Source organism: Azospirillum sp. UFLA03-27 (assembly GCF_059803775.1).
Window position 1 is genome coordinate 1 of sequence record NZ_JAUQTX010000096.1, and the last position, 22,309, is coordinate 22,309.

The 22,309-nt window shown below is 69.2% G+C and carries 22 protein-coding genes, 1 tRNA gene and 1 pseudogene; 12 read left to right on the forward strand and 12 right to left on the reverse strand.

Going from position 1 to position 22,309, the window contains the following annotated elements; translation table 11 throughout:
* The 7 genes and pseudogenes from Q4I23_RS15855 to Q4I23_RS15885 all read right to left on the reverse strand — a co-directional run.
* A pseudogene (locus tag Q4I23_RS15855) lies at positions 1–169 on the reverse strand (RNA polymerase factor sigma-54); the annotation flags it as partial.
* A gap of 16 nt (positions 170–185) precedes the next feature.
* Complete coding sequence (lptB, locus tag Q4I23_RS15860; protein ID WP_014198052.1) at positions 186–1,010, reverse strand: LPS export ABC transporter ATP-binding protein; 825 nt, start codon at positions 1,008–1,010, stop codon at positions 186–188.
* 18 nt (positions 1,011–1,028) lie between these two features.
* Positions 1,029–1,928 carry an LptA/OstA family protein gene (locus tag Q4I23_RS15865; protein WP_498526840.1) on the reverse strand — a complete coding sequence of 300 codons (900 nt, stop codon included), beginning with the start codon at positions 1,926–1,928 and terminating at the stop codon, positions 1,029–1,031.
* Positions 1,925–2,662, reverse strand: a complete 738-nt coding sequence (gene lptC / locus Q4I23_RS15870) for an LPS export ABC transporter periplasmic protein LptC (protein WP_498526841.1) — start codon at positions 2,660–2,662, stop codon at positions 1,925–1,927. Before lptC ends, Q4I23_RS15865 begins: the two co-directional genes overlap by 4 nt.
* 26 nt (positions 2,663–2,688) lie before the next feature.
* A complete protein-coding gene (locus Q4I23_RS15875) occupies positions 2,689–3,705 on the reverse strand; it encodes a KpsF/GutQ family sugar-phosphate isomerase (protein WP_454017262.1) in 1,017 nt (338 codons plus the stop codon).
* 200 nt (positions 3,706–3,905) lie between these two features.
* Positions 3,906–4,532 carry a ribonuclease D gene (locus Q4I23_RS15880; RefSeq protein WP_454017263.1) on the reverse strand — a complete coding sequence of 209 codons (627 nt, stop codon included), beginning with the start codon at positions 4,530–4,532 and terminating at the stop codon, positions 3,906–3,908.
* A gap of 123 nt (positions 4,533–4,655) precedes the next feature.
* Positions 4,656–4,742 (reverse strand) — tRNA-Leu (locus Q4I23_RS15885).
* A gap of 228 nt (positions 4,743–4,970) precedes the next feature.
* Here Q4I23_RS15885 and Q4I23_RS15890 point away from each other — a divergent pair.
* Both Q4I23_RS15890 and Q4I23_RS15895 read left to right on the forward strand, forming a co-directional pair.
* Entirely contained in the window at positions 4,971–5,960 is a 990-nt protein-coding gene (locus Q4I23_RS15890; RefSeq protein WP_498526842.1) for a complex I NDUFA9 subunit family protein, read from the forward strand.
* Between the two features lie 186 nt (positions 5,961–6,146).
* On the forward strand, positions 6,147–7,322 hold the full coding sequence (locus Q4I23_RS15895; protein WP_498526843.1) for an MFS transporter: 1,176 nt from the start codon (positions 6,147–6,149) through the stop codon (positions 7,320–7,322).
* Between the two features lie 21 nt (positions 7,323–7,343).
* Here the strand turns inward: Q4I23_RS15895 and Q4I23_RS15900 are convergent, their stop codons facing one another.
* A complete protein-coding gene (locus Q4I23_RS15900) occupies positions 7,344–8,144 on the reverse strand; it encodes an undecaprenyl-diphosphate phosphatase (RefSeq protein WP_498526844.1) in 801 nt (266 codons plus the stop codon).
* Positions 8,145–8,536: 392 nt separating this feature from the next.
* Here Q4I23_RS15900 and Q4I23_RS15905 point away from each other — a divergent pair, with 392 nt between their 5' ends.
* The 5 genes from Q4I23_RS15905 to Q4I23_RS15925 all read left to right on the forward strand — a co-directional run bounded on the left by Q4I23_RS15905 (position 8,537) and on the right by Q4I23_RS15925 (position 16,376).
* The gene (locus tag Q4I23_RS15905) at positions 8,537–9,985 is read left to right on the forward strand and encodes an NAD(P)-dependent oxidoreductase (protein ID WP_498526845.1); all 1,449 of its coding nucleotides are present in this window, start codon (positions 8,537–8,539) and stop codon (positions 9,983–9,985) included.
* A gap of 129 nt (positions 9,986–10,114) precedes the next feature.
* Positions 10,115–14,662 (forward strand): glutamate synthase large subunit, encoded by a 4,548-nt coding sequence (gene gltB, locus Q4I23_RS15910; RefSeq protein ID WP_454017268.1) that lies wholly within the window; start codon positions 10,115–10,117, stop codon positions 14,660–14,662.
* A 187-nt stretch (positions 14,663–14,849) separates the two neighbouring features.
* A complete protein-coding gene (locus Q4I23_RS15915) occupies positions 14,850–15,335 on the forward strand; it encodes a GNAT family N-acetyltransferase (protein ID WP_498526846.1) in 486 nt (161 codons plus the stop codon).
* A gap of 101 nt (positions 15,336–15,436) precedes the next feature.
* The gene (locus tag Q4I23_RS15920; protein ID WP_014198042.1) at positions 15,437–16,105 is read left to right on the forward strand and encodes a glutathione S-transferase family protein; all 669 of its coding nucleotides are present in this window, start codon (positions 15,437–15,439) and stop codon (positions 16,103–16,105) included.
* A gap of 100 nt (positions 16,106–16,205) precedes the next feature.
* Positions 16,206–16,376: a hypothetical protein gene (locus Q4I23_RS15925; protein ID WP_237905404.1), complete on the forward strand. Its 171-nt coding sequence runs from the start codon at positions 16,206–16,208 to the stop codon at positions 16,374–16,376.
* Positions 16,377–16,413: 37 nt separating this feature from the next.
* On the opposite strand, the gene chrA is transcribed toward Q4I23_RS15925, so the two are convergent.
* From chrA to Q4I23_RS15945, 4 genes are all read right to left on the reverse strand, one after another.
* Positions 16,414–17,805: a chromate efflux transporter gene (gene chrA / locus Q4I23_RS15930; RefSeq protein WP_498526847.1), complete on the reverse strand. Its 1,392-nt coding sequence runs from the start codon at positions 17,803–17,805 to the stop codon at positions 16,414–16,416.
* Positions 17,806–17,897: 92 nt separating this feature from the next.
* Positions 17,898–19,247: a sensor histidine kinase gene (locus tag Q4I23_RS15935; RefSeq protein WP_498526848.1), complete on the reverse strand. Its 1,350-nt coding sequence runs from the start codon at positions 19,245–19,247 to the stop codon at positions 17,898–17,900.
* The gene (locus tag Q4I23_RS15940; RefSeq protein WP_498526849.1) at positions 19,244–19,903 is read right to left on the reverse strand and encodes a response regulator; all 660 of its coding nucleotides are present in this window, start codon (positions 19,901–19,903) and stop codon (positions 19,244–19,246) included. The genes Q4I23_RS15935 and Q4I23_RS15940 overlap by 4 nt, the downstream gene beginning before the upstream one ends.
* Positions 19,904–19,908: 5 nt before the next feature.
* Positions 19,909–20,250 (reverse strand): PepSY domain-containing protein, encoded by a 342-nt coding sequence (locus tag Q4I23_RS15945; RefSeq protein WP_498526850.1) that lies wholly within the window; start codon positions 20,248–20,250, stop codon positions 19,909–19,911.
* A 141-nt stretch (positions 20,251–20,391) separates the two neighbouring features.
* On the opposite strand from Q4I23_RS15945, the gene Q4I23_RS15950 reads away from it, so the two are divergent.
* The 5 genes from Q4I23_RS15950 (at position 20,392) to Q4I23_RS15970 (ending at position 22,236) form a co-directional block, all read left to right on the forward strand.
* Entirely contained in the window at positions 20,392–20,547 is a 156-nt protein-coding gene (locus tag Q4I23_RS15950; RefSeq protein ID WP_454017276.1) for a hypothetical protein, read from the forward strand.
* The gene (locus Q4I23_RS15955; RefSeq protein ID WP_498526851.1) at positions 20,534–21,073 is read left to right on the forward strand and encodes a hypothetical protein; all 540 of its coding nucleotides are present in this window, start codon (positions 20,534–20,536) and stop codon (positions 21,071–21,073) included. The genes Q4I23_RS15950 and Q4I23_RS15955 overlap by 14 nt, the downstream gene beginning before the upstream one ends.
* On the forward strand, positions 21,070–21,492 hold the full coding sequence (locus Q4I23_RS15960; protein ID WP_059399382.1) for a DUF1924 domain-containing protein: 423 nt from the start codon (positions 21,070–21,072) through the stop codon (positions 21,490–21,492). The genes Q4I23_RS15955 and Q4I23_RS15960 overlap by 4 nt, the downstream gene beginning before the upstream one ends.
* A gap of 24 nt (positions 21,493–21,516) precedes the next feature.
* Positions 21,517–21,948: a diheme cytochrome c gene (locus Q4I23_RS15965; protein ID WP_498526852.1), complete on the forward strand. Its 432-nt coding sequence runs from the start codon at positions 21,517–21,519 to the stop codon at positions 21,946–21,948.
* Between the two features lie 81 nt (positions 21,949–22,029).
* A complete protein-coding gene (locus Q4I23_RS15970) occupies positions 22,030–22,236 on the forward strand; it encodes a DUF6494 family protein (protein ID WP_035677918.1) in 207 nt (68 codons plus the stop codon).
* Positions 22,237–22,309 lie beyond the last annotated feature (73 nt).

Sequence of the window (22,309 nt, forward strand, 5' to 3'; positions counted from 1 at the left end):
GCGTATAATCGTCGGCAGCGTCAGATGTGTATAAGAGACAGATCTCGCGGTCCACGAAGTCCGACAGTTCGATGTTCGACAGCTGCAGCAGCTTGATGGCCTGCTGCAACTGCGGAGTCATCACCAGGGACTGGGTCTGACGAAGATCGAGGCGTTGGCTGAGCGCCATGGGCAGGGAAACCGCACTAGAGGCTGAACCGGTCCCCGAGGTAGACCCGGCGCACGTCCTCGTGCGCCACGATCTCGGCCGGCTCTCCCTCCATTAGTACCACACCATCGTGCAAGATGTATGCCCGATCGACGAGGTCGAGCGTTTCACGCACGTTGTGGTCGGTGATGAGCACGCCGATGCCGCGGTCGCGCAGGTGGCTGACCAGCTCGCGGATGTCGTTCACCGCGATCGGGTCGATGCCGGCCAGCGGCTCGTCGAGCAGGATGAAATGCGGCTGGGAGGCCAGCGCGCGGGCGATCTCGACGCGCCGCCGCTCGCCGCCCGACAGCGCCAGTGCCGGGGCGCGGCGCAGGTGGGTGATCGAGAACTCCGCCAGCAGTTCGTCCAGCATCTGCTCGCGCGTGTCGCGGTTGGGCTCCACCACCTCCAGCACGGAGCGGATGTTGTTCTCCACCGACATGCCGCGGAAGATCGACGCCTCCTGCGGCAGATAGCCGATGCCCAGCCGCGCCCGGCGGTACATGGGCAGCGCCGTGATGTCCTGCCCGTCGAGCAGGATGGTGCCGGAGTCGGCGGCGATCAGCCCGGTGATCATGTAGAAGCAGGTCGTCTTGCCCGCCCCGTTGGGGCCGAGCAGGCCGACCGCCTCGCCGCGCTGGACCGTCACGGTCACGTCGCGGACGACCGGGCGCTTCTTGTAGGCCTTGCCCAGATGCAGGGCCACCAGCCCTTCGGTCGGGCGCACGTCGGTGGCGGGATGGTCCGCCGGGTGACCCGACGCGTTCGGGGCGGAAAGGGTCGGACCGCCGAGGTTCCGGTCTTCGATGTCCATGGCCATTGATTCGCTGCCGGGTCGTCAGGGCTTCGCGGCGGGCGTACCGCCCGTTTGCGCGGCGGGCTTGCCGCCCGCCTGGGCGGTGGGCCGGCCAGCCGGCGCCCCCGATTCCTGGCCGGGGATCAGAAGGCCCATCACCCGCCCGCCGGTGGCGGGGCCGGCGATCACCCGGTTGACCCTGGTCTTCATGTTCATCTCGGCGGCGTCGCCATTGAGCTGGTTGTCGTTGCGGGTGATCTTGACGTTGCCCAGCAGCACCGCCGTCTCATCGGCCACCGAATAGACCAGCTTGTCGGACAGCGCCACGTCGGTCGCGGTGGTCACCACCACGCTGCCCGCGCCGTCGATGCGCTCCATCTGGGTCGAGCCGTCCGGCATCTTCTTGAGCTGGCCGATCAGGATATCGGCGCGCAGCCGGTCGCCGTTGGCGATGCGCACGGCCACGGCGTCGCCGCGGGCCACCGTCAGGTTCTTGGCCTCGTAATATTCCAGCGTGTCGCGCGCCGTCACGATGTCGGTGCGGGTGACCAGCTTCAGGTTGCGCCCGGTGACCACCGCCACCTGCTTGTCCACGTCGTAGACGCCCCGTTCGCCGAAGACCTCCTGGGTCGGGCTGACGATGCGCACGTTGCCTTCGGCGAGAAGCTGGAACACCTCGTTCCCCTTGCCGGGCACCTCCCGGTAGTAGGCGGTCAGCACGTCGGCGTAGACGGTGCTGTCGCTGCGCTTGGCCGAGGCGTTGCCACGCGCCACATAGGCGCGCACGTCCTGATGCCATTCGATGGCCTGATCGGCGTTGACCTCGACCGGGTTGGGGCCACCGCCGAGGCCGGGCAGCCCCTGGGCCGCCGCCGGGACGGCGGCCCCCGACAGCAGAAGGAACGCGGCCATCAGCGGGGCCGCAAGGGTGGCTGCACTCAACGCGTCTTTCCTCCCGGGCTTTCGGCGGCCTGGACGTCGGCCTTGGACTGGTTCAGGAACACCATCGTCTTGCCACGGTCGGACAGGCGGAAGCCTTCGGCGTTGATCACGCCCTGCGGCCCCTGGCCCACGACATGGACATCGCCCCAGGCGGTGCCCTTGCGGATGTCGGAGTCCGCTTCCTCGGTGGTGAATTCGTTGCCGTCGTCACGCATGACGCGGACATGGCCCCGCATCTTCAGGATGCCGGTGACCTGATTGTACCAGCCCTTGTCGGAGCGGATGGTCACCCATGTGCCGTCGGTCTGGGTCATCTCCGCCTCCGGCTGGTCCAGCAGGACGATGTCCGGCTGGTCGGCGATGCGGTCGGCCTTGGCCGCCACCAGCGAGAAGGGCTGGTTGTCCTCGTCCACCGCGATGTAGCGCGGCTTGATCATCTCAAGCTGGCCCTTGTCGGCGGAAATGCGCAGGGTCGGCAGTTCGGTCAGCGACGGCCACACGGCGATCAGCGCCATCACCGCCAGAGCCAGCGCCGGAAGCGCGAACTTCATCCCGGTGACGAAGCGGCTGTAGACCCGGCTGACCGGGCGGATTTCCCGGCGCCGGTGGATGCGCTTGGCCGCCTCGCTGTCGGGCATCGACTCCGGCATAGCCATGAGCCGTGCGGCGAGGGAAGGCGCATCGGCGCGCCGATCCTCCATGTTCACCGTCCGATCCTTCAGGTCGCTGTCCATGGCGTCAACCGTCCTCCGGCTGCCCGTCACGCCGCCCCGGCGCGCAGGCAATCGTGAATGTGCACAACACCGAGCGGCCGGTCCGCCTCCACCACGAACAGGCTGGTGATCTGCTTCGCGTTCATTTCCCGCAACGCCTCCTCGACCAGCGCCTTGGGGCGGATCGTCTTGGGCCGCGGCGACATGATGCTGTCGGCGCGCTCCGCCCACAGCTCCGGGGTCAGGTGGCGGCGGAGGTCGCCGTCCGTGATGACCCCGGCCAGCGCGCCCGTGGCGTCCACCACGCCGACGCAGCCCAACCGCTTGGCCGTCATCTCGAATATGACGGTGGAAAGCGGCGTATCCAAGGCGCACAGGGGCATATCCTCGCCCTTGTGCATCACATCGGTCACCTTCAGCAGCGCCCGGCCGAGCTGGCCGCCGGGGTGGAACTGCTTGAAATCCGCCGCCGTGAAGCCGCGCCGCTCCAGCAGCGCCACCGCCAGGGCGTCGCCCAGCGCCAGCATCATCGTGCTCGACGTGGTCGGGGCCAGACCCAGCGGGCAGGCCTCCGGGGCCGGCGGCAACACCAGCGCCACGTCCGACTGCTCGGCCAGGGAGGAGCCGGCGCGCCGGGTGATGCCGATCAGCGGGATGTCGAAGCGGCGGGTGTAGGCGACGATGTCCGACAGCTCGTGCGTCTCGCCGGAGTTGGACAGGGCGATGACCGCGTCCTGCCGGGCGATCATGCCGAGGTCGCCGTGGCTCGCCTCGCCCGGATGGACGAAGAAGGCCGGCGTCCCGGTCGAGGCCAGCGTCGCGGCGATCTTGCGCGCCACATGGCCGGACTTGCCCATGCCGGAGACGACGACGCGCCCCGCGATTCCGGCCAGCCGGTCCAGAGCGCGCACGAAGGCGCCGTCCAGCCCGTCCGCCAGCGCGGCCAGGGCGTCGGCTTCCATCCGCAGGACGCGCCGGGCGCTCGCGATGTCGCGGTCGGCCGCGGCGTCGGCTGGGCGATCGATCAGGCTGGGTGCCAAGCTGGTTGCGGTCAGGCTCGTCAAGGCGGTGCTTGCCTCTTCTGGTTGGCCCATGGGGCCGAAAATGAGTACTCCGACTGGCGACACGCGTATCCGCGACAACGGGCCAGCCGCCGCGCGGGCAGTATGCCCACCCGCGCGCGTCCGGTCAAATCAACGTCCGGAGGGCTTGACCTATTCCACCGAGGCTCCTGTCCCGGCGCCGGGCGTCAATGCGACCACCCTCAATGCGCCAGAATATCCGGCTGCTCCCAGCCGCCGAGGTCCAGTTCCCCGCGGGCCGGCAGGAAGTCGAAACAGGCCTTGGCGAGATGCGTCCGCCCCTCGCGCGCCAGCATCACGTCCAGCTTCTCCTTCAGGTCGTGCAGGTGCAGCACGTCGGAGGCGGCGTATTTCATCTGCTCCGGCGTCAGCTCCGCCGCACCCCAGTCGGAGGACTGCTGCTGCTTGGACAGCTCCACACCCAGCAGGTCCTTCACCAGATCCTTCAGCCCGTGCTTGTCGGTGAAGGTGCGGACCAGCTTGGACGCGACCTTGGTGCAGTAGACCGGCTGGCAGGCCACGCCGAGATAGGCCCGCATCACCGCCACGTCGAAGCGGGCGAAGTGAAACAGCTTGATGACCTCGGGGTCGGTGAGCAGACGCTTCAGATTGGGCGCATCGTACTGGCCCTTGCGGAACTGAACCAGATGCACCGTGCCGTCGCCGGGGGAAAGCTGGACCAGGCACAGCCGGTCGCGGTGGGGGTTCAGCCCCATGGTCTCGGTGTCGATGGCGACGGCGCCGCCGCGGGCGAAGGACTTCAGGTCGAGACCGTCCGGCAGGTCGCCGTCATGGAGGTCGATGGGCATTGGGTGGCTTCCCGCTCAATAGGACGGCCCCCGGCCACGGACCCCAGAAACGACGAACGCCGCTCTGCCACTTTTCCGTCCCGCTGGGGGAGGTCCGTAGCATGCGGCGCAGCCGGGTAGATATGGTGCCCAGGAGAAGACTCGAACTTCCACGACATTTCTGCCACAGGTACCTGAAACCTGCGCGTCTACCAATTCCGCCACCTGGGCTCGGTGTGGGCCGCTTATGTAGCCGGCTGGCGGAGGCCCGTCAACAGCTTTTTTCACTTTCGCGCCGAAAGCCCGGCCGGGCGCGAAATGGGCCGCGGGCGGCGCGTCAGGCCCTAGCCTCTTCCAGGAGGTTTCTATATAAGCAACCCCCGATCCGGTCGCCCTGCCCCGCTGGCGGGCGGCCCGGTCGGGAAGAATTTGCGGGCCCAACGGCACGGGAGAAGGTCGATGTCCTATCGCTCTGAAGTGGTCACGGTGTTCGGCGGTTCGGGATTCGTCGGCCGCCATCTCATTCGCCGCCTCGCCAAGACCGGCGCCATCGTGCGCGTGGTGTCGCGCCACCCGAACAAGGCCAACTTCCTGAAGACCGCCGGCTCGGTCGGGCAGATCGTGCCGATGGCCGCCGACGTGAAGGACGACCAGTCCGTCGCGCGGGCCATCCAGGGCGCGGACACCGTCATCAACCTGATCGGCACGCTGTACGAGCGCGGGGCCTGGAATTTCCAGACCGTGCATGTCGACGCCCCGGCGCGCATCGCCCGCATCGCCAAGGCCAGCGGCGTGCGCCGTCTGGTCCATGTCTCGGCCATCGGCGCCGACGCCAAGTCGGCCTCGGCCTACGCCAAGTCCAAGGCGGCGGGCGAGCAGGCGGTGGCGCAGGCCTTCCCCGGCGCCACCATCGTCCGCCCGAGCATCGTCTTCGGGCCGGAGGACGGCTTCTTCAACAAGTTCGCCGCCATGGCGCAGGTCTCCCCGGCGCTGCCGCTGATCGGCGGGTCGACGAAGTTCCAGCCGGTCTATGTCGGCGATCTGGCCGACGCCATCGCCGCCGCCGCGACCCTGGACTCGGCGGTTGGCCGGACCTTCGAGTTGGGCGGCCCACGCGTCTACAGCTTCAAGGAGCTGATGCAGCTCATGCTGCGGGAGATCCGCCGCAAGCGCTTCCTCGTGCCGGTTCCCTGGAACATCGCGGAGACGCTGGGCGGCCTGCTGGAGAAGGTGCCGCCGATCGTCGCCCCTCCGCTGACCCGCGATCAGGTGGAGATGCTGCGGACCGACAACGTCGCCGCCGCCGGCGCGCCGGGCTTCAAGGACCTGGGCATCACCAACCTGTCGAGCTGCGAGGTGATCCTGCCGACCTACCTGTCGCGCTTCATCGTCGGCGGCCGCTCCAACACGATGCCGCGCGACGCCGGCAACCATTCCGGCGCGCACTGAGTCCTCGGTTCCGCCCCAGCGAAACGAAAGCCCCGGCCCGCCGCCGGGGCTTTCGCCGTTTTGGGGGCCTGCCATCCCGTACGAAAGAGCCGTGCAAGGGTGCCCTGCGGCGCGCGGCCTTGATTCCCGCTCCGTCCTGCCGCATCTGGCCCCTTCATCGGGGCGACGGAAGGAGCGTGGGGAGTCATGCAGGCGGCAACGCAGGATTTCACCATACGGGAATTCGCCGACCGCGCCCCGGGCGCCCGGCTGGCCTCCCTGGCGGCCTTCTTTGTCAACGGGTCGGTGTTCGGCGTCTGGGCCACCCAGATCCCGGCGATCAAGGATCACCTGGACCTCAGCCCCGGCGTGCTCGGCGTCGCCCTTCTCTGCCTCGCCGCCGGGGCGCTGACCGCCATGGTCGGCACCGGTCCGCTGCTCGGCCGCGTCGGCAGCGCACCGGTAATCCGGGTCACCGCCGTGGCCTTCGCCCTGATCCTGCCGCTGCCGGCGCTGATGCCGGACCTGTTGTCGCTGTGCGCGGTGCTGTTTCTGTTCGGGGCGGCGGGCGGCACCATGGACGTGGCGATGAACGCCCACGGCGCCTTGGTGGAGCGTCATCTCGGACGGCCGATCATGTCCTCGCTGCACGGCATGTGGAGCCTGGGCGGCCTGTTCGGCGCCGGGGTGGGCGGTCTGCTGCTGCAAGTCCTGCCGCCGCCGGTCCAGGCCTCCATCCTCGCGGCGGCGCTGCTCGCCCTGTTCTTCGCGCTGCACCGCCGCTTCCTGCCCGGAAGCGCCGATCAGCAGGCGGAGCCGACGGGCCTCGCCCTGCCCGACCGCGGCACGCTGCTGCTGGGCGCGCTGACCTTCCTGGCCTTCATGAGCGAGGGTGCGATCCTGGACTGGAGCGCCGTCTATCTGCGCGAGGATCTGGGGGGTGCGGCGTCGATCGCGGCGCTGGGCTTCGCCGTCTTTTCCGGCGCCATGGCGGTGGGCCGCTTCTGCGGCGACCGGCTGCGCCAGCGTTTCGGCGGGCCGGTGCTGGTCCGGGCGGGCGCCGTGCTGGCCTTCGCCGGGCTGGCCGTCGCGCTGACCGGCGGCGGGCCGGTGGTGGCGGTCGCCGGGTTCGGGCTGACCGGGCTCGGCCTGTCGAACGTGGTGCCGGTGCTGTTCAGCGCCGCCGGCGCCAAGGCGGAGGGGGAAGCCGGCCAGGCCATCGCCGCGGTGGCGACCCTCGGCTACGCCGGCGTGCTGACTGGCCCGGCCCTGCTCGGCTTCGTGGCGGAGGCCAGCACGGTGGGCTTTTCCTTCGCCCTGGTCGCCGCGCTGGCGCTGGTCATCGCCGCGGCCTCCTCGCGCGCCGTCGCCCAACAGGGCTGAGGCGCGCGGGAAACCGGCTCATTACAGATAGAGGAACGCCAGCATCCCCGACCCGATGGCGATGCGGTACCAGGCGAAGGGCGCGAAGCCGTAGCGCCCGACGAAGTCCACCAGCACCTTGACCACCAGCGCCGCCGCGATGAAGGCGGTAACGAATCCGACCCCGATCAGCAGAGCGGAGTCGACGGTCATCAGGCTCCAGTTCTTGTAGAGGTCGTAGACCGTGGCGCCGGCCATGGTCGGGATCGCCAGGAAGAAGGAGAATTCCGCGGCGGTCCGCCGGTCCACCCCCATCAGCAGCGAGCCGAGGATCGTCGCGCCCGAGCGCGACACGCCCGGCACCAGCGCCAGGCACTGGCACAGTCCGATCTTCAAAGCGAGCGGCGCCGGAAAGCGTTCGATCTGGTGGTAGCGCGGGACCGGCACCAGCCGCTCCGCCATCAGGATCGCCACGCCGCCCAGGATCAGCGCGATGCTGACTACCGTCGGGTTGAACAGCACCGCCTTGATGACGCCGTGCAGCGCCGCCCCCAGCACCATCGCCGGCAGGAAGGCCAGGATCACCGCCATCGCGAAGTGGCGGGCGCCCGGATCGTCCTTCAATCCGGTGACCACCTTCCACAGCCGGGCGAAATAGACCGTGCAGATCGCCAGGATCGCACCGAGCTGGATCACCACCTCGAACACCTTGCCCGGCGGGCCTTCGAAGCCCAACAGTGTGTCGAAAATGATCAGGTGGCCGGTGGACGAGACCGGCAGAAATTCGGTCAGCCCTTCGATCAGGCCGAGCAGAGCGGCGTCCAGATATTGGTCGATCAACATGCGGCGCGGGGCCTCTGACAAGATTGCGGGGGGCAATGTCCGGCTTATAGCAGTGCAACATGGCGAAGGCGACGACCCATGGGGCGATACCCCGAATTGGGGTATAGTCCCGGATCGGACCTAATTTTCTTGCTTGTTTTTCAGGCACTCCGGCCGTTCCCGGAGGCGTCCGCGACATCGAGTCACGGTTTGGTCAGTCATGCTGTCCTAACGACGAAAATATGCTCGCACGGCGCCTTCTCTTGCGGTATATGACGTTCAGACCGCGTGACCGCGGGCTTTCGTTTTCACTGCGGCCACGCCCCTTGGCATGCTCCACCGGCATGGAAAAGGGCCGCCCGGCCGCCGGCGCCGTCCCCATGCACGGGACACGGGAAGAAGGAGCAGGCGTTATGGCGAACCAGAGGATGTTGGGCTTCGTGCACACCGCGCAGCGGATGCCCGACAAACGCCCGGCCGCGGAGCGCCGCCAGGATTTCGCCGAGATCTACGCCCGCTTCAGCGACGAGCGCGCCAACGAGCAGGCCAACCGCTGCTCGCAGTGCGGCGTTCCCTTTTGCCAGGTGCACTGCCCGGTCTCCAACAACATCCCCGACTGGCTGAAGCTGACCTCCGAAGGCCGACTGGAGGAGGCGTACGAGGTCTCCCAGGCCACCAACAACTTCCCGGAGATCTGCGGCCGCATTTGCCCGCAGGACCGCCTGTGCGAGGGCAACTGCGTCATCGAGCAGTCCACCCACGGCGCCGTCACCATCGGATCGGTCGAGAAGTACATCAACGACACCGCCTGGGATCAGGGCTGGGTGAAGCCGCGCACGCCGTCGCGCGAACTGGGCGTCTCGGTCGGCATCATCGGCGCCGGACCCGCCGGCCTCGCCGCCGCCGAGGAGCTGCGCGCCAAGGGCTACGAGGTGCACGTCTACGACCGCTACGACCGCATGGGCGGCCTGCTGGTCTACGGCATCCCCGGCTTCAAGCTGGAGAAGTCGGTGGTCGAGCGCCGCGTGCAGCTGCTGGCCGACGCCGGGGTGATCTACCACCCGAACTTCGAGGTGGGCCGCGACGCCTCCCTGCCGGAGCTGCGCCGCAAGCACGTCGCCGTGCTGGTCGCCACCGGCGTCTACAAGGCGCGCGACATCAAGGCGCCGGGCTCGGGCCTTGGCAACATCGTGGCGGCGCTGGACTATCTGACCACCTCCAACAAGGTCAGCCTGGGCGACAACGTGGAGGCGTACGAGAACGGCTCCCTGAACGCCGCGGGCAAGCATGTGGTGGTTCTGGGCGGCGGCGACACCGCCATGGACTGCGTGCGCACGGCGATCCGCCAGGGCGCCACGTCCGTCAAGTGTCTGTACCGCCGCGACCGCAAGAACATGCCGGGCTCGCAACGCGAGGTCGCCCACGCCGAGGAAGAGGGCGTGGAGTTCATCTGGCAGGCCGCCCCCGAAGGCTTCACCGGCGACACGGTGGTGACCGGCGTGCGCGCCGTGCGCATCCATCTGGGCGTGGCCGACGCCACCGGCCGCCAGACCCCGCAGGTGATCGAGGGGTCGGAGTTCACCGTCCAGGCCGATCTGGTCATCAAGGCGCTCGGCTTCGAGCCGGAGGATCTGCCCGCCCTGTTCGGCGAGACGGAGCTGAAGGTCACGCGCTGGGGCACGCTGCTGGTCGACCACCGCAGCAAGATGACCAACCTGGAGGGCGTGTTCGCCGCCGGCGACATCGTGCGCGGCGCCTCGCTGGTGGTGTGGGCCATCCGCGATGGCCGCGACGCGGCGGAGGGCATCCACGCCTACGCCAGGGCGAAGGCCGAGACGCCGGTCGCTGTCGCGGCGGAATAAAAGCCGCAACAATCCATAATTCCGCGGGTTCCAGGGGTCCATTTCGGCCCCTGGCGGGGGTGAAGGGGCGAAGTCCCCCTTTCGAACAGACTGCCCCCGTCAAAACAGACTGACTGAAAGGGTCCACCGATGACCACCGAGTTGAACCAGGGTGAGCAGTTCGTCGCCGACTTCCGCGCCAACGCCGCGGCGCTGACCACTGCCAACGCCTACAACCCGGAGGATGAGCACGACGCCTGCGGCGTCGGCTTCATCGCCGCGATCGACGGCAAGCCCCGCCGCTCGGTGGTCGAGAAAGGCATCGAGGCGCTGAAGGCCGTCTGGCACCGCGGCGCCGTGGACGCCGACGGCAAGACGGGCGACGGTGCCGGCATCCACGTCGCCGTGCCTCAGAAGTTCTTCAAGGACCATGTGAAGGTCATCGGCCACCGCGCGCCGGACAACAAGCTGGCCGTCGGCCAGGTCTTCCTGCCGCGTATCAGCCTGGACGCGCAGGAAGCCTGCCGCTGCATCGTCGAGACCGAGATCCTCGCCTTCGGCTACTACATCTACGGCTGGCGCCAGGTGCCGATCAACGTCGACATCATCGGCGAGAAGGCCAACGCGACCCGTCCGGAGATCGAGCAGATCATCGTCGGCAACAACAAGGGCGTGTCCGACGAGCAGTTCGAGCTGGACCTCTACATCATCCGCCGCCGCATCGAGAAGGCGGTGAAGGGTGAGCAGATCAACGACTTCTACATCTGCTCGCTGTCGGCCCGCTCGATCATCTACAAGGGCATGTTCCTGGCGGAGCAGCTGACCACCTTCTATCCGGACCTGCTGGACGAGCGTTTCGAGTCCGACTTCGCCATCTACCACCAGCGCTATTCGACCAACACCTTCCCGACCTGGCCGCTGGCCCAGCCCTTCCGGATGCTCGCCCACAACGGCGAGATCAACACGGTCAAGGGCAACGTCAACTGGATGAAGGCGCACGAGACCCGGATGGAGCATCCGGCCTTCGGCACCCACATGCAGGACCTGAAGCCGGTGATCGGCGTCGGCCTGTCGGACTCCGGCTCGCTCGACACCGTGTTCGAGGTGATGGTCCGCGCCGGCCGCACGGCCCCGATGGTCAAGATGATGCTCGTGCCGCAGGCGCTGACCAGCTCGCAGACCACGCCGGACAACCACAAGGCGCTGATCCAGTACTGCAACTCCGTCATGGAGCCGTGGGACGGCCCGGCCGCGCTGGCCATGACCGACGGCCGCTGGGTCGTCGGCGGCATGGACCGCAACGGCCTGCGCCCGATGCGCTACACGATCACCACCGACGGCCTGATCATCGGCGGGTCCGAGACGGGCATGGTGAAGATCGACGAGGCCCAGGTCATCGAGAAGGGCCGCCTCGGCCCGGGCGAGATGATCGCCGTCGACCTCCAGTCCGGCAAGCTCTACCGCGACCGCGAGCTGAAGGACCATCTCGCCACGCTGAAGCCGTGGGACAAGTGGGTGCAGAACACCACCCATCTGGACGAGCTGGTGAAGACCGCCTCGCTGAAGGGCGAGCCGTCGGACATGGACAAGGCCGAGCTGCGCCGCCGCCAGCAGGCCTTCGGCCTGACCATGGAAGACATGGAGCTGATCCTGCACCCGATGGTGGAGGACGGGAAGGAGGCCATCGGCTCGATGGGCGACGACAGCCCCATCGCCGTGCTGTCCGACAAGTACCGCGGTCTGCACCACTTCTTCCGCCAGAACTTCTCGCAGGTCACCAACCCACCCATCGACTCGCTCCGTGAGCGCCGGGTGATGAGCCTGAAGACGCGGCTCGGCAACCTCGGCAATATCCTGGACGAGGACGAGACGCAGACCCGCCTGCTGCAGCTCGAATCGCCGGTCCTGACGACCGCCGAGTTCCGCGCCATGCGCGACTACATGGGCGACACGGCGGCCGAGATCGACGCGACCTTCCCGGTGGATGGCGGCCCTGATGCCCTGCGCGACGCGCTGCGCCGCATCCGCCAGGAGGCGGAGGACGCCGTTCGCGGCGGCGCCACCCACGTCATCCTGACCGACGAGGCGATGGGCCCGGCGCGCGCCGCCATCCCGGCGATCCTCGCCACGGGCGCCGTGCACACGCACCTGATCCGCTCCAACCTGCGCACCTTCACCTCGCTGAACGTGCGCACGGCGGAGGGGCTGGACACCCACTACTTCGCCGTGCTGATCGGCGTCGGCGCCACCACGGTCAACGCCTACCTCGCGCAGGAGGCCATCGCCGAGCGCCACCGCCGCGGCCTGTTCGGCTCCATGCCGCTGGAAAAGGGCATGGCCAACTACAAGAAGGCCATCGACGACGGCCTGCTGAAGATCATGTCCAAGATGGGCATCTCGGTCATCAGCAGCTACCGCGGCGGCGGCAACTTCGAGGCCATCGGCCTGTCGCGCGCTCTGGTCGCCGAGCATTTCCCGGCGATGGTCAGCCGCATCTCCGGCATCGGCCTGAACGGCATCCAGAAGAAGGTGCTGGAGCAGCACGCCACCGCCTACAACGAGGAGGTCGTGGCCCTGCCGGTCGGCGGCTTCTACCGCTTCCGCAAGTCGGGCGACCGCCACGGCTGGGAAGGCGGCGTGATCCACACGCTGCAGCAGGCGGTGACCAACGACAGCTACACCACCTTCAAGAAGTACAGCGAGCAGGTGAACAAGCGTCCGCCGATGCAGCTCCGCGACCTGCTGGAGCTGCGCTCCACCAAGGCCCCGGTGCCGGTGGACGAGGTGGAGAGCATCACCGCGATCCGCAAGCGCTTCATCACGCCGGGCATGTCCATGGGCGCCCTGTCGCCCGAGGCGCACGGCACGCTGAACGTCGCCATGAACCGCATCGGCGCCAAGTCCGACAGCGGCGAGGGCGGCGAGGACCCGGCGCGCTTCCGCCCGGACAAGAACGGCGACAACTGGAACAGCGCCATCAAGCAGGTGGCCTCGGGCCGCTTCGGCGTCACCGCCGAGTACCTGAACCAGTGCCGCGAGCTGGAGATCAAGGTCGCCCAGGGCGCCAAGCCCGGCGAGGGCGGCCAGCTCCCCGGCTTCAAGGTGACCGAGATGATCGCGCGGCTGCGTCACTCGACGCCGGGCGTGATGCTCATCAGCCCGCCGCCGCACCACGACATCTACTCGATCGAGGATCTCGCCCAGCTCATCTATGACCTGAAGCAGATCAATCCGGATGCGAAAGTGACGGTGAAGCTGGTCAGCCGTTCCGGTATCGGAACGATTGCCGCGGGCGTGGCGAAGGCCAACGCCGACATCATCCTGATCTCCGGCAACAGCGGCGGCACGGGCGCTTCCCCGCAGACCTCGATCAAGTTCGCCGGCCTGCCCTGGGAGATGGGCCTGTCGGAGGTGCATCAGGTCCTGACGCTGAACCGCCTGCGCCACCGCGTGCGGCTGCGCACCGACGGCGGCCTGAAGACCGGCCGCGACATCGTGATCGCCGCCATGCTGGGCGCGGAGGAGTTCGGCATCGGCACGGCCAGCCTGATCGCCATGGGCTGCATCATGGTCCGCCAGTGCCACAGCAACACCTGCCCGGTCGGCGTCTGCGTGCAGGACGACAAACTGCGCCAGAAGTTCGTCGGCACGCCGGAGAAGGTCGTCAACCTCTTCACCTTCCTCGCCGAGGAAGTGCGCGAGATCCTGGCCGGCCTCGGCTTCCGCTCGCTGAACGAGGTGATCGGCCGCACCGACCTGCTGCATCAGGTCAGCCGTGGTGCGGAGCATCTCGACGACCTCGACCTGAACCCGCTGCTGGCCCAGGTCGATCCCGGCGAGAACGCCCGCTACTGCACCCTGCAGGGCCGCAACGAGGTGCCGGACACGCTGGACGCCCGCATCGTCGCCGACGCCCGCCCGCTGTTCGAGGAGGGCGAGAAGATGCAGCTCGCCTACAACGCCCGCAACACGCAGCGCGCCATCGGCACGCGGCTGTCCTCGATGGTGACGCGCAAGTTCGGCATGTTCGGGCTGCAGCCCGGCCACATCACCATCCGCCTGCGCGGCACCGCCGGCCAGTCGCTCGGCGCCTTCGCGGTGCAGGGCATCAAGCTGGAGGTGATGGGCGACGCCAACGACTATGTCGGCAAGGGCCTGTCGGGCGGCACCATCGTCGTCCGTCCGACGACCTCCAGCCCGCTGGAGACCAACAAGAACACGATCATCGGCAACACGGTCCTCTACGGCGCGACGGCGGGCAAGCTGTTCGCCGCGGGCCAGGCCGGCGAGCGGTTCGCCGTCCGCAACTCCGGCGCCACCGTGGTGGTCGAGGGCTGCGGCTCCAACGGCTGCGAGTACATGACGGGCGGCACGGCGGTCATCCTCGGCCGCGTTGGCGACAACTTCGCCGCCGGCATGACGGGCGGCATGGCCTACGTTTACGACCTGGACGACAGCCTGCCGCTGTACATCAACGACGAGAGCGTGATCTTCCAGCGCATCGAGGTCGGCCACTACGAAAGCCAGCTCAAGCACCTGATCGAGGAGCATGTGACGGAGACGCAGAGCCGCTTCGCCGCCGAGATCCTCAACGATTGGGCGCGTGAGGTGACCAAGTTCTGGCAAGTCGTTCCGAAGGAAATGCTGAACCGCCTGGAAGTCCCGGTCCATCTGCCGAAGGCCATCTCGGCGGAGTAAGACCCAAGCAATAAATCCCAAGTCGATTGTGCATACGCGAACGGCGGTCCGGGGTAACCGGGCCGCCGTTTTTCACGCCCGCCGTTGCACGGGCGTCCTTTTCACGGCGCCGGTTCTTGGAATAATCTGGTGCGGAATGGGTTGTTAGGACCGCCTGGGGGCATCCGCAACCACACGGGAGGGCGTCATGCCGGCAGAGGACGGCTTGCGCATCAACATTCGCTTCGCCACGGCGGCCGACGGGCCGCGCTGTGCCGACATCTTCCTGCGCGGGCGCCGCGCCGCCTTTTCCTGGCAACCCGAGGACCGCTTCGGCCTGGACGACTATTACGACTGCGTGGACGGGGAAGAGGTGCTGGTGGCCGAACTGGACGGTGCCGGAGCCGGTGCCTGGGCGACGACCCGGCTGGTCGTCGGCTTCATCTCCGTCGATGCCGGCGACCGCTTCATCCACACCCTCTTCATCGACCCGCTGTGGCGCGGGCGGGGCATCGGCAGCGCGCTGCTGCGCGAGGCGCTGACCCTGCTGCGCGGCTCCGCCGAACTGGCCTGCGCCTCGCGCAACGCGGCGGCCCGCGCCTTCTACGAGCACAACGGCTGGACCCCGGTCCCCGCCGCCGAAAGCGGAGGGGATGCGGAACCCCTGGTGGTCTACCGCAAATCCGCCCTTTGACACCCCCTCGGCACGGTTAATCCATAAGCCGAAGGAGCGGTGTCACAAGCCAAAGCGCAGACTGTTTTCCACGCTCCCCATACGCTACAGTCCGGCCCGGCATGCGGACACTCCATCACCACCCCCTCCATCCCTTGTCCCGCGTCGCGCGGGTGATGCTGGCCGAGAAGGGTCTTCCCTTCGACACGGTCATCGAGAAGCCGTGGGAACGGCGCGAGGATTTCCTGATGCTGAACCCCGCCGGCGAGCCGCCGGTGCTGGTGGAGGAGGACGGAACCGTCGTGGCCGGCGGGCTGCCCGTTCTGGAGTATCTGGAGGAGGCCTATCCCGATGTGGCCCTGATGCCACGGGAGGTGGCGGCCCGCGCCGAGGTGCGCCGGATCGTCGACTGGTTCACCCGCACCTTCGACCGCGAGGTGACCGAGAACTTGGTCGGCGAGAAGCTGATCAAGCGGCTGTCCGGCCAGGGCCACCCCTACGCCCCGGCGATCCGGGCCGGGCTGGCGAACATCCAGTACCATATGGAATACATCGCCTTCCTGTCGGAGCGTCGCCCCTGGCTGGCCGGTTCCAGCTTCACGGTGGCCGACATCGCGGCGGCGGCGGCGCTGTCCTGCGTCGATTACGTGGACAACGTGCCATGGGACAAGGTGCCGGAGGCCAAGGACTGGTACGCCCGCATCAAGTCGCGCCCCAGCTTCCGCGGCCTGCTCACCGACAGCATCCCCGGCTGCCCGCCGCCCCGCCATTACGCCGACCTGGATTTCTGAGCCGATCTGTCCGACCGGGATAGGCCCCGCCGGAAGACGGAACCCCGTCCGTACCGGTCTGTTTCGCTTTGGTTGCAGAACGGCAGAGGAGGATGGGGGCATGGCCCAACACGACTACGTGCGTCACACGCTCGATTGCCTGGAGGAGGCGCAAGCGGCCCTGCGGCTTGCCCAACGCAAGGGCCAGATCGCGCCGGAGGACGAGGACCAGCTGTCCCGCCGCCTCGATACGATCACCGAACGCATTGCCCAGGTTCAGGACATGAACTGACGCCCGCAGGGGCCGCGCCGGTCCGGGCGCGGCTCCCCTACGCCGCCCCCGCCATGCGCAGCGCCACGCCGGCCAGCGCGCAAGCGCCCAGGGTGGGCAGCATCCCCGCCTTGAAACGGAACACCGCCAGCACCGCCGCCACGGTCAGCGCCAGGGCCGGCAGGTTGACGCTGGCGAGAACGGGCAAGTCCAGCCTCATGCCGGCGACGGACACCGGTTCCAGGCGGGCGAACAGGGTGTGCAGGGCGAACCACAGCGCCAGATTCAGGATCACCCCGACCACCGCGGCGGTGATCGCCGACAGCGCCGCGCCGAGCATCCGGTTGCCGCGCAGCGCCTCCACGTAGGGCGCGCCGAGGAAGATCCACAGGAAGCAGGGCACGAAGGTCACCCAGGTGGTCAGCAGCCCGCCCAGCACCCCGGCCAGCAACGGCGGCAGACCTCCCGGATCGCGCAACGCGCCGAGGAAGCCGACGAACTGCACCACCATGATCAGCGGCCCGGGCGTCGTCTCCGCCATGCCCAGCCCGTCGAGCATCTCGCCGGGATGGAGCCAGCCGTAGGTCTCCACCGCCTGCTGAGCCACATAGGCCAGCACGGCGTAGGCGCCGCCGAAGGTCACCACCGCCATCTTGGAGAAGAAGACGGCGATGCCGGTGAACGTGTTGTCCGGCCCAAGCGTCAGCAGCAGCGCCAGCACCGGCCCCAGCCACAGGGCGAGGCACACCGCCCCGACCCGCAGCGACCAAGCGGTGGAGGGGCGGGCGTGGTCCGGCGTCCCCTCGCCCAGCAGGCTATTTCCATGCGTGGACGAAGCCGGTCCGTGCGGCGCCGGCCGGAAGGCGGTGACACCCAGCCGCGCCCCGGCCAGCCCGATCAGCGCGGCGGTCAGGATGATCAGGGGAAACGGGACGTTGAAGGCAAAGATCGCCAGGAAGGCCGCCGCCGACAGGGCGACTATCGCCCCGTTCTTCAGCGTGCGCCGCCCGACGCGGACCACCGCCTCCAGAACCACGGCGAGAACCGCCGCCTTCAACCCGAAAAACAGCCCCTGCACCGCCCCGGTGTGCCCCAGCGTCGCGTAGATCAGGCTGAGCGCCATGATGGCCAGCGCGCCGGGCAGGACGAACAGGACGCCGGCGATCAGCCCGCCCACCGTCCGGTGCATCAGCCAGCCAATGTAGACGGCCAGCTGCTGCGCCTCCGGCCCCGGCAGCAGCATGCAGTAGTTCAGGGCGTGGAGGAACCGCTCCTCCCCGATCCACTTCTTCTCGTCCACCACGACGCGGTGCATCATGGCGATCTGGCCGGCCGGCCCGCCGAAGCTCAGCGCCGCGATCCGCGCCCAGACCCGCGTGGCCTCGCCGAGGCTCACCCCGTGGCCGGCGGTGTCCACACCGGGTGTGTTGGCGCTGTCCGCCTGGGTCATGCGTCGTCTCCGGAGCACGCGAAGGGGCGCCATTCAGACCACAAGGGACGGTCCGCCGCCAGCGCGGAGATGTGACGGTAATGTTGCGCCGGTCAGGAGGGCGCCGCCGGCAGAACCAGTTCCACCCGCAACCCGCCGAGCGACGAATCGCCCAGCCGCAGGTCGCCGCCGTAGAGCCGCGCCACGTCGCGCACGACGGCGAGGCCGAGGCCGCTGCCCGGTGTGCTTTCGTCCAGCCGCACGCCGGGGGCCAGCACCGCGTCGCGCCGGTCGGCGGGCAGGCCCGGCCCGTCGTCCTCGACCACCACCGCCAGCATCCCGCCTGCCTCCAGCCGCGACGCGACCTCCACCCGCGACCCCGCCCACTTCATGGCGTTGTCCAGCAGGTTGCCCAGCATCTCGTCGAGATCCTCGCGCTCTCCGGCGAAGACATGCTCGCGCGGGACGCGGACGGTGACGATCACCCGTCCATTGCCGCCCTGGAGTTTCTCCATCACCCGCGCCAGCGCCCCGGCGCTGTCGGCCACCGGGGTAGCGACGCCGGGCAGGCCGCGGGCGGCGGCGGCGCGGGCGCGGGCCATGTGATGGTCGATGTGGCGGCGCATCTCCGCCACCCGCCGGGCGGCCGCCTCCCCCTCCGCCTCGTTCGCCAGCACGGCGAGGTTCGTCTTCAGCGCGTGGGCGAGGTTCCCGGCCTGGAGCCGCGCCCGAACCACCACCTCCTCCGAATGGTCGAGCAGGGCGTTCAGGTCGTCGAGCAGCGGCTGCACCTCGCGCGGGGAATCGCCGCCGAAGCGCTTCCGGCGCCCGGCCCGCACCGCGGCCAGCTCGGCGCGCAGCCGCACCAGCGGGCGCAGCCCCACCGACACCTGGACCACCGCAGCGGCGATCAGCGCCAGCGCCAGCGCCCCCAGCGACAGCCAGAGCACCCGGTTGAAATCCGCCACCACCGCCCGCAGCTCCGCCTCGTCCTGCGCCACCGCCATGCGCAGGGGTGCCGTCCCGTTGGGAAAGGTCACCGCGCGCTCCAGCACCGACAGGTGGCGCCCGGCGGGGCCGACGACGCTGTGACGGTGGATCTCGCCGTCGGCGACCTCGTCCGGCGGCAGGGCCAGCGCCTCGTCCCACAGCGAGCGGGAGCGGAGAACCGGCGCGGCCCCCGGCCCGACCTGCCAGTACAGCCCCGAGAGGGGCCGGCGGAAACGCGGGTCGCTGAGCGGCTGGCGCAGCACCGGCACGCCGTCCGCCCCCAGTTCGGTCAGCGCGGCGAGCTGGTCCAGATGGTTGGTCAGCTCCGCCTCGAAGCGGCGGGCCACATGGTCGCGGAACAGGCCGGACAGAACCAGCCCGGCCAGCGCCAGGGCCAGCGCGATCCACACCGCCGCCCCGGCCAGCAGGCGGAAGCGCAGCGACCCGGTCAACCGCCGCGCCCCCCCGCTCACGGCGCCTCCAACTTGTAGCCGAGCCCGCGCACGGTCTTGATCAGGTCGGCGCCCAGCTTGCGGCGCAGGCGGCCGACGAAGACCTCGATGGTGTTGGAATCGCGGTCGAAATCCTGGGCGTAGATGTGCTCGGTCAGCTCCGTGCGCGAGACCAGCTGCCCCTTGCGGTGCATCAGGTAATCGAGCACGCGGAATTCGTGCCCGGTCAGGTCCACCGGCCGCCCATCCAGCGTGACCCGGCCTGAGCGGGTGTCCAGCACCACCCCGCCGCAGGCGATCTCCGCCGAGGCGTGGCCCTTGGAGCGGCGGATCAGCGCACGGATGCGGGCGAGAAGCTCCTCCATGCTGAAGGGCTTCGCCAGATAGTCGTCGGCCCCGGCGTCGATGCCCTGGACCTTCTCCGTCCAGGCGCCGCGGGCGGTCAGGATGATGACCGGCGTGGCGATCCCGCCTGCCCGCCAGGAGCGCAGCACCGTCAGCCCGTCGACCCGCGGCAGGCCGAGATCGAGCACGATGGCGTCATAGGGCTCGGTCTCGCCGAGAAACTGCCCCTCCTCGCCGTCGGCGGCGCAATCCACGGCGTAGCCCTCGCCCTCCAGCCGCTCGGCGAGCTGCTGGGCGAGCGCCGGATCATCCTCGACGACGAGCAGGCGCATGGCGTTCACCTCTTCCCATGATGGCCGCCCTCGCCTTTCCCGTTGCGCCCGCGCACCCGCAGCAGGTCGCCGGTCGCGGCGTCGTACTTCAGCTTCAGGACGCGGCCTTCGGCGGTGATGGTCTTGATCTCGTAGACGATCTGCCCGTCCTCATCCTCGAACTCGACGTCCAGGATGTCACCAGGGAAATCGGCCTGCGCGCGGGCCAGGATGGCTTCCAGCGGCAGCGCCCGGCCCGAGCGGAACGCCTCCCGCGCCCGCTCATGGTCGCGGTCGTCATCCGCCGCCGCCGGCAGGGTCGCGGTGAGGAGGACCAGGGACAGCAGAACGGCGCGGGCAGCGTTCATGATCGGAACCGGCAGGCGGACAGACGAATCCAGTTAGCACAAAGCCGCCTGAACGGCACCTGAATGAACCGGTCAGGCTCCGTTCAGCGTGGGCGGCGCAGTCTCCACCGCAACGAACGCGACGCCCTGGAGACTACACCGATGATCCGCAGGATGCTGACCCACACCGCCGCCGCAACGCTCGTCGTCGCCGTGGCGGCCTTCGCCTTCCAGGCCCTTGCCGGCGGGGAGGGCGTTGCCCGCACCGCCGGGTCGCTGGCCGCCGCCGTCGCGGGGGGCGATCATGACGCCGATTGACCTCCGTCCCCCCATGGCGCGCCGCACGCCGGGTCGGCTGCTGTTCCTGTTCGCCTTTCACGCCGCGCTGTCGGGCGCCTTCATCGTCGCCTACCTGACGGGGGACGAGAACACCTACGCCATGCACCAGTTCGCCGGCTACACGGCGCTGGCCGCGCTGGCGGTGCGGCTCCTGGCCGGGGTGCTGATGCCGGTGGGGCCGCTGCGCCTGCCCCGCCCATCTACGGCCGCCACGCTGGACTGGCTGCGGCGCGCCGCCATGGGAGAGGCGCGGGCCTGGGGACAACGCAGCCCGCTGCTCGCCTGGATGGCGCTGGCGCTGCTGGCCGTGGTCGGCGCTGCCGCGCTCAGCGGAGCGGTTGCCGACTTTGTCGTCCCCTTCGAGACGCTGCACGAGGCGCTGGGCGAGTTTTCCCTGCCCGTCGTCCTGGCCCATGTCGCCCTGGTCGTCGCGCTGCTCGCCCTGAAGAAAGTCGCCGGCTGGCGCGCCCGCTCCAACACCCGACACGAGGTCACCGCCCCATGATCCGCTTCGTCCTGCCCACGCTGGCCGTCTTCGCCGTGGGCGCGGCCATCGCCGCAGCCCCGAACCCGGCGCGCACCGCCCTCCTCGACGGCTATGCCGCCCAGGCGAAAGCGCAATCGCCGGCCTTCGCCGGCTTCTCCGCCGAGCGGGGACGGGCGCTCTATCTCGGCCCGCACGGTGGCGGCAAGCCGGAGACCAACGCCTGCGCCGCCTGCCACACCCCCGACCCGACCGCCCAGGGCCGTCACCAGCGGACCGGGCGCGGGATCGAGCCGATGGCCGTCTCCGCCAACCCCAAGCGCTTCACCGACCCCGCGGAGGTGGAGAAGCGCTTCGACCGCGATTGCCCCAACGTCCTCGGCCGCGCCTGCACGGCGCAGGAGAAGGGCGACTTCATCACCTATCTCGCCGGTCAATAAGGCCGGCCAATGAGGAGCCCCGCCATGCCCCGCCGCCTCATCGCCGCAACCGTTCTTCTGCTGCTGTCCGGCGTCCCCGCTTCGGCCAACGAGTTCGAGCGCGTTCCGCCGGTGACCAATGACGCCACCCGCAAGGAATGCGGGGAATGCCACATGGCCTTCCAGCCCGGCCTGCTGCCGGCGGGAAGCTGGACCCGGATCATGGACGGGCTGGACGACCATTTCGGCGAGAAGGCCAGCCTGCCGCCCGGCCCGGCGGCGGAGATCCGCGCCTATCTGACCGGCAACGCCGCCGGGCGCGGCGACCCCGCGCTCCTGCGGATCACCGAGCAGCGCTGGTGGCTGCGCGAGCACGGATTCCGCCCGGAGGTCTGGCTGCGCAAGGACGTGCTGTCCAAGGCCAACTGCGAAGCCTGCCACCGCGACGCCGCCCGCGGACTCTATGACGACGACTGATCGGGGACGACGACTGATCGGGCGGGACAAAGCGTTGCCGCGACGGTTGTTCTCGGGAGCGATCAGAGAGGGAGGAGCATCATGGACCACGACACCTTCAACATGGGCATCCGGAAATACCTGAAGGTCGTCGGCGTCACCTCGCAGCGCGAGATCGAGCGCGCCGTGAGCGAAGCGATCGAGGCCGGCAAGCTGAAGGGCAACGAGACGCTCCAAGCCCGCGTCGTGCTGACCATCGAGGGCATCGGGCTGGAGCATGAGATCAAGGGGGAGATCGCGTTGGAGTAGGCGTCGGCACCGGTTGCCCCCACCCTGTCTCTTATACACATCTGACGCTGCCGACGATTATACGCGAGTGTAG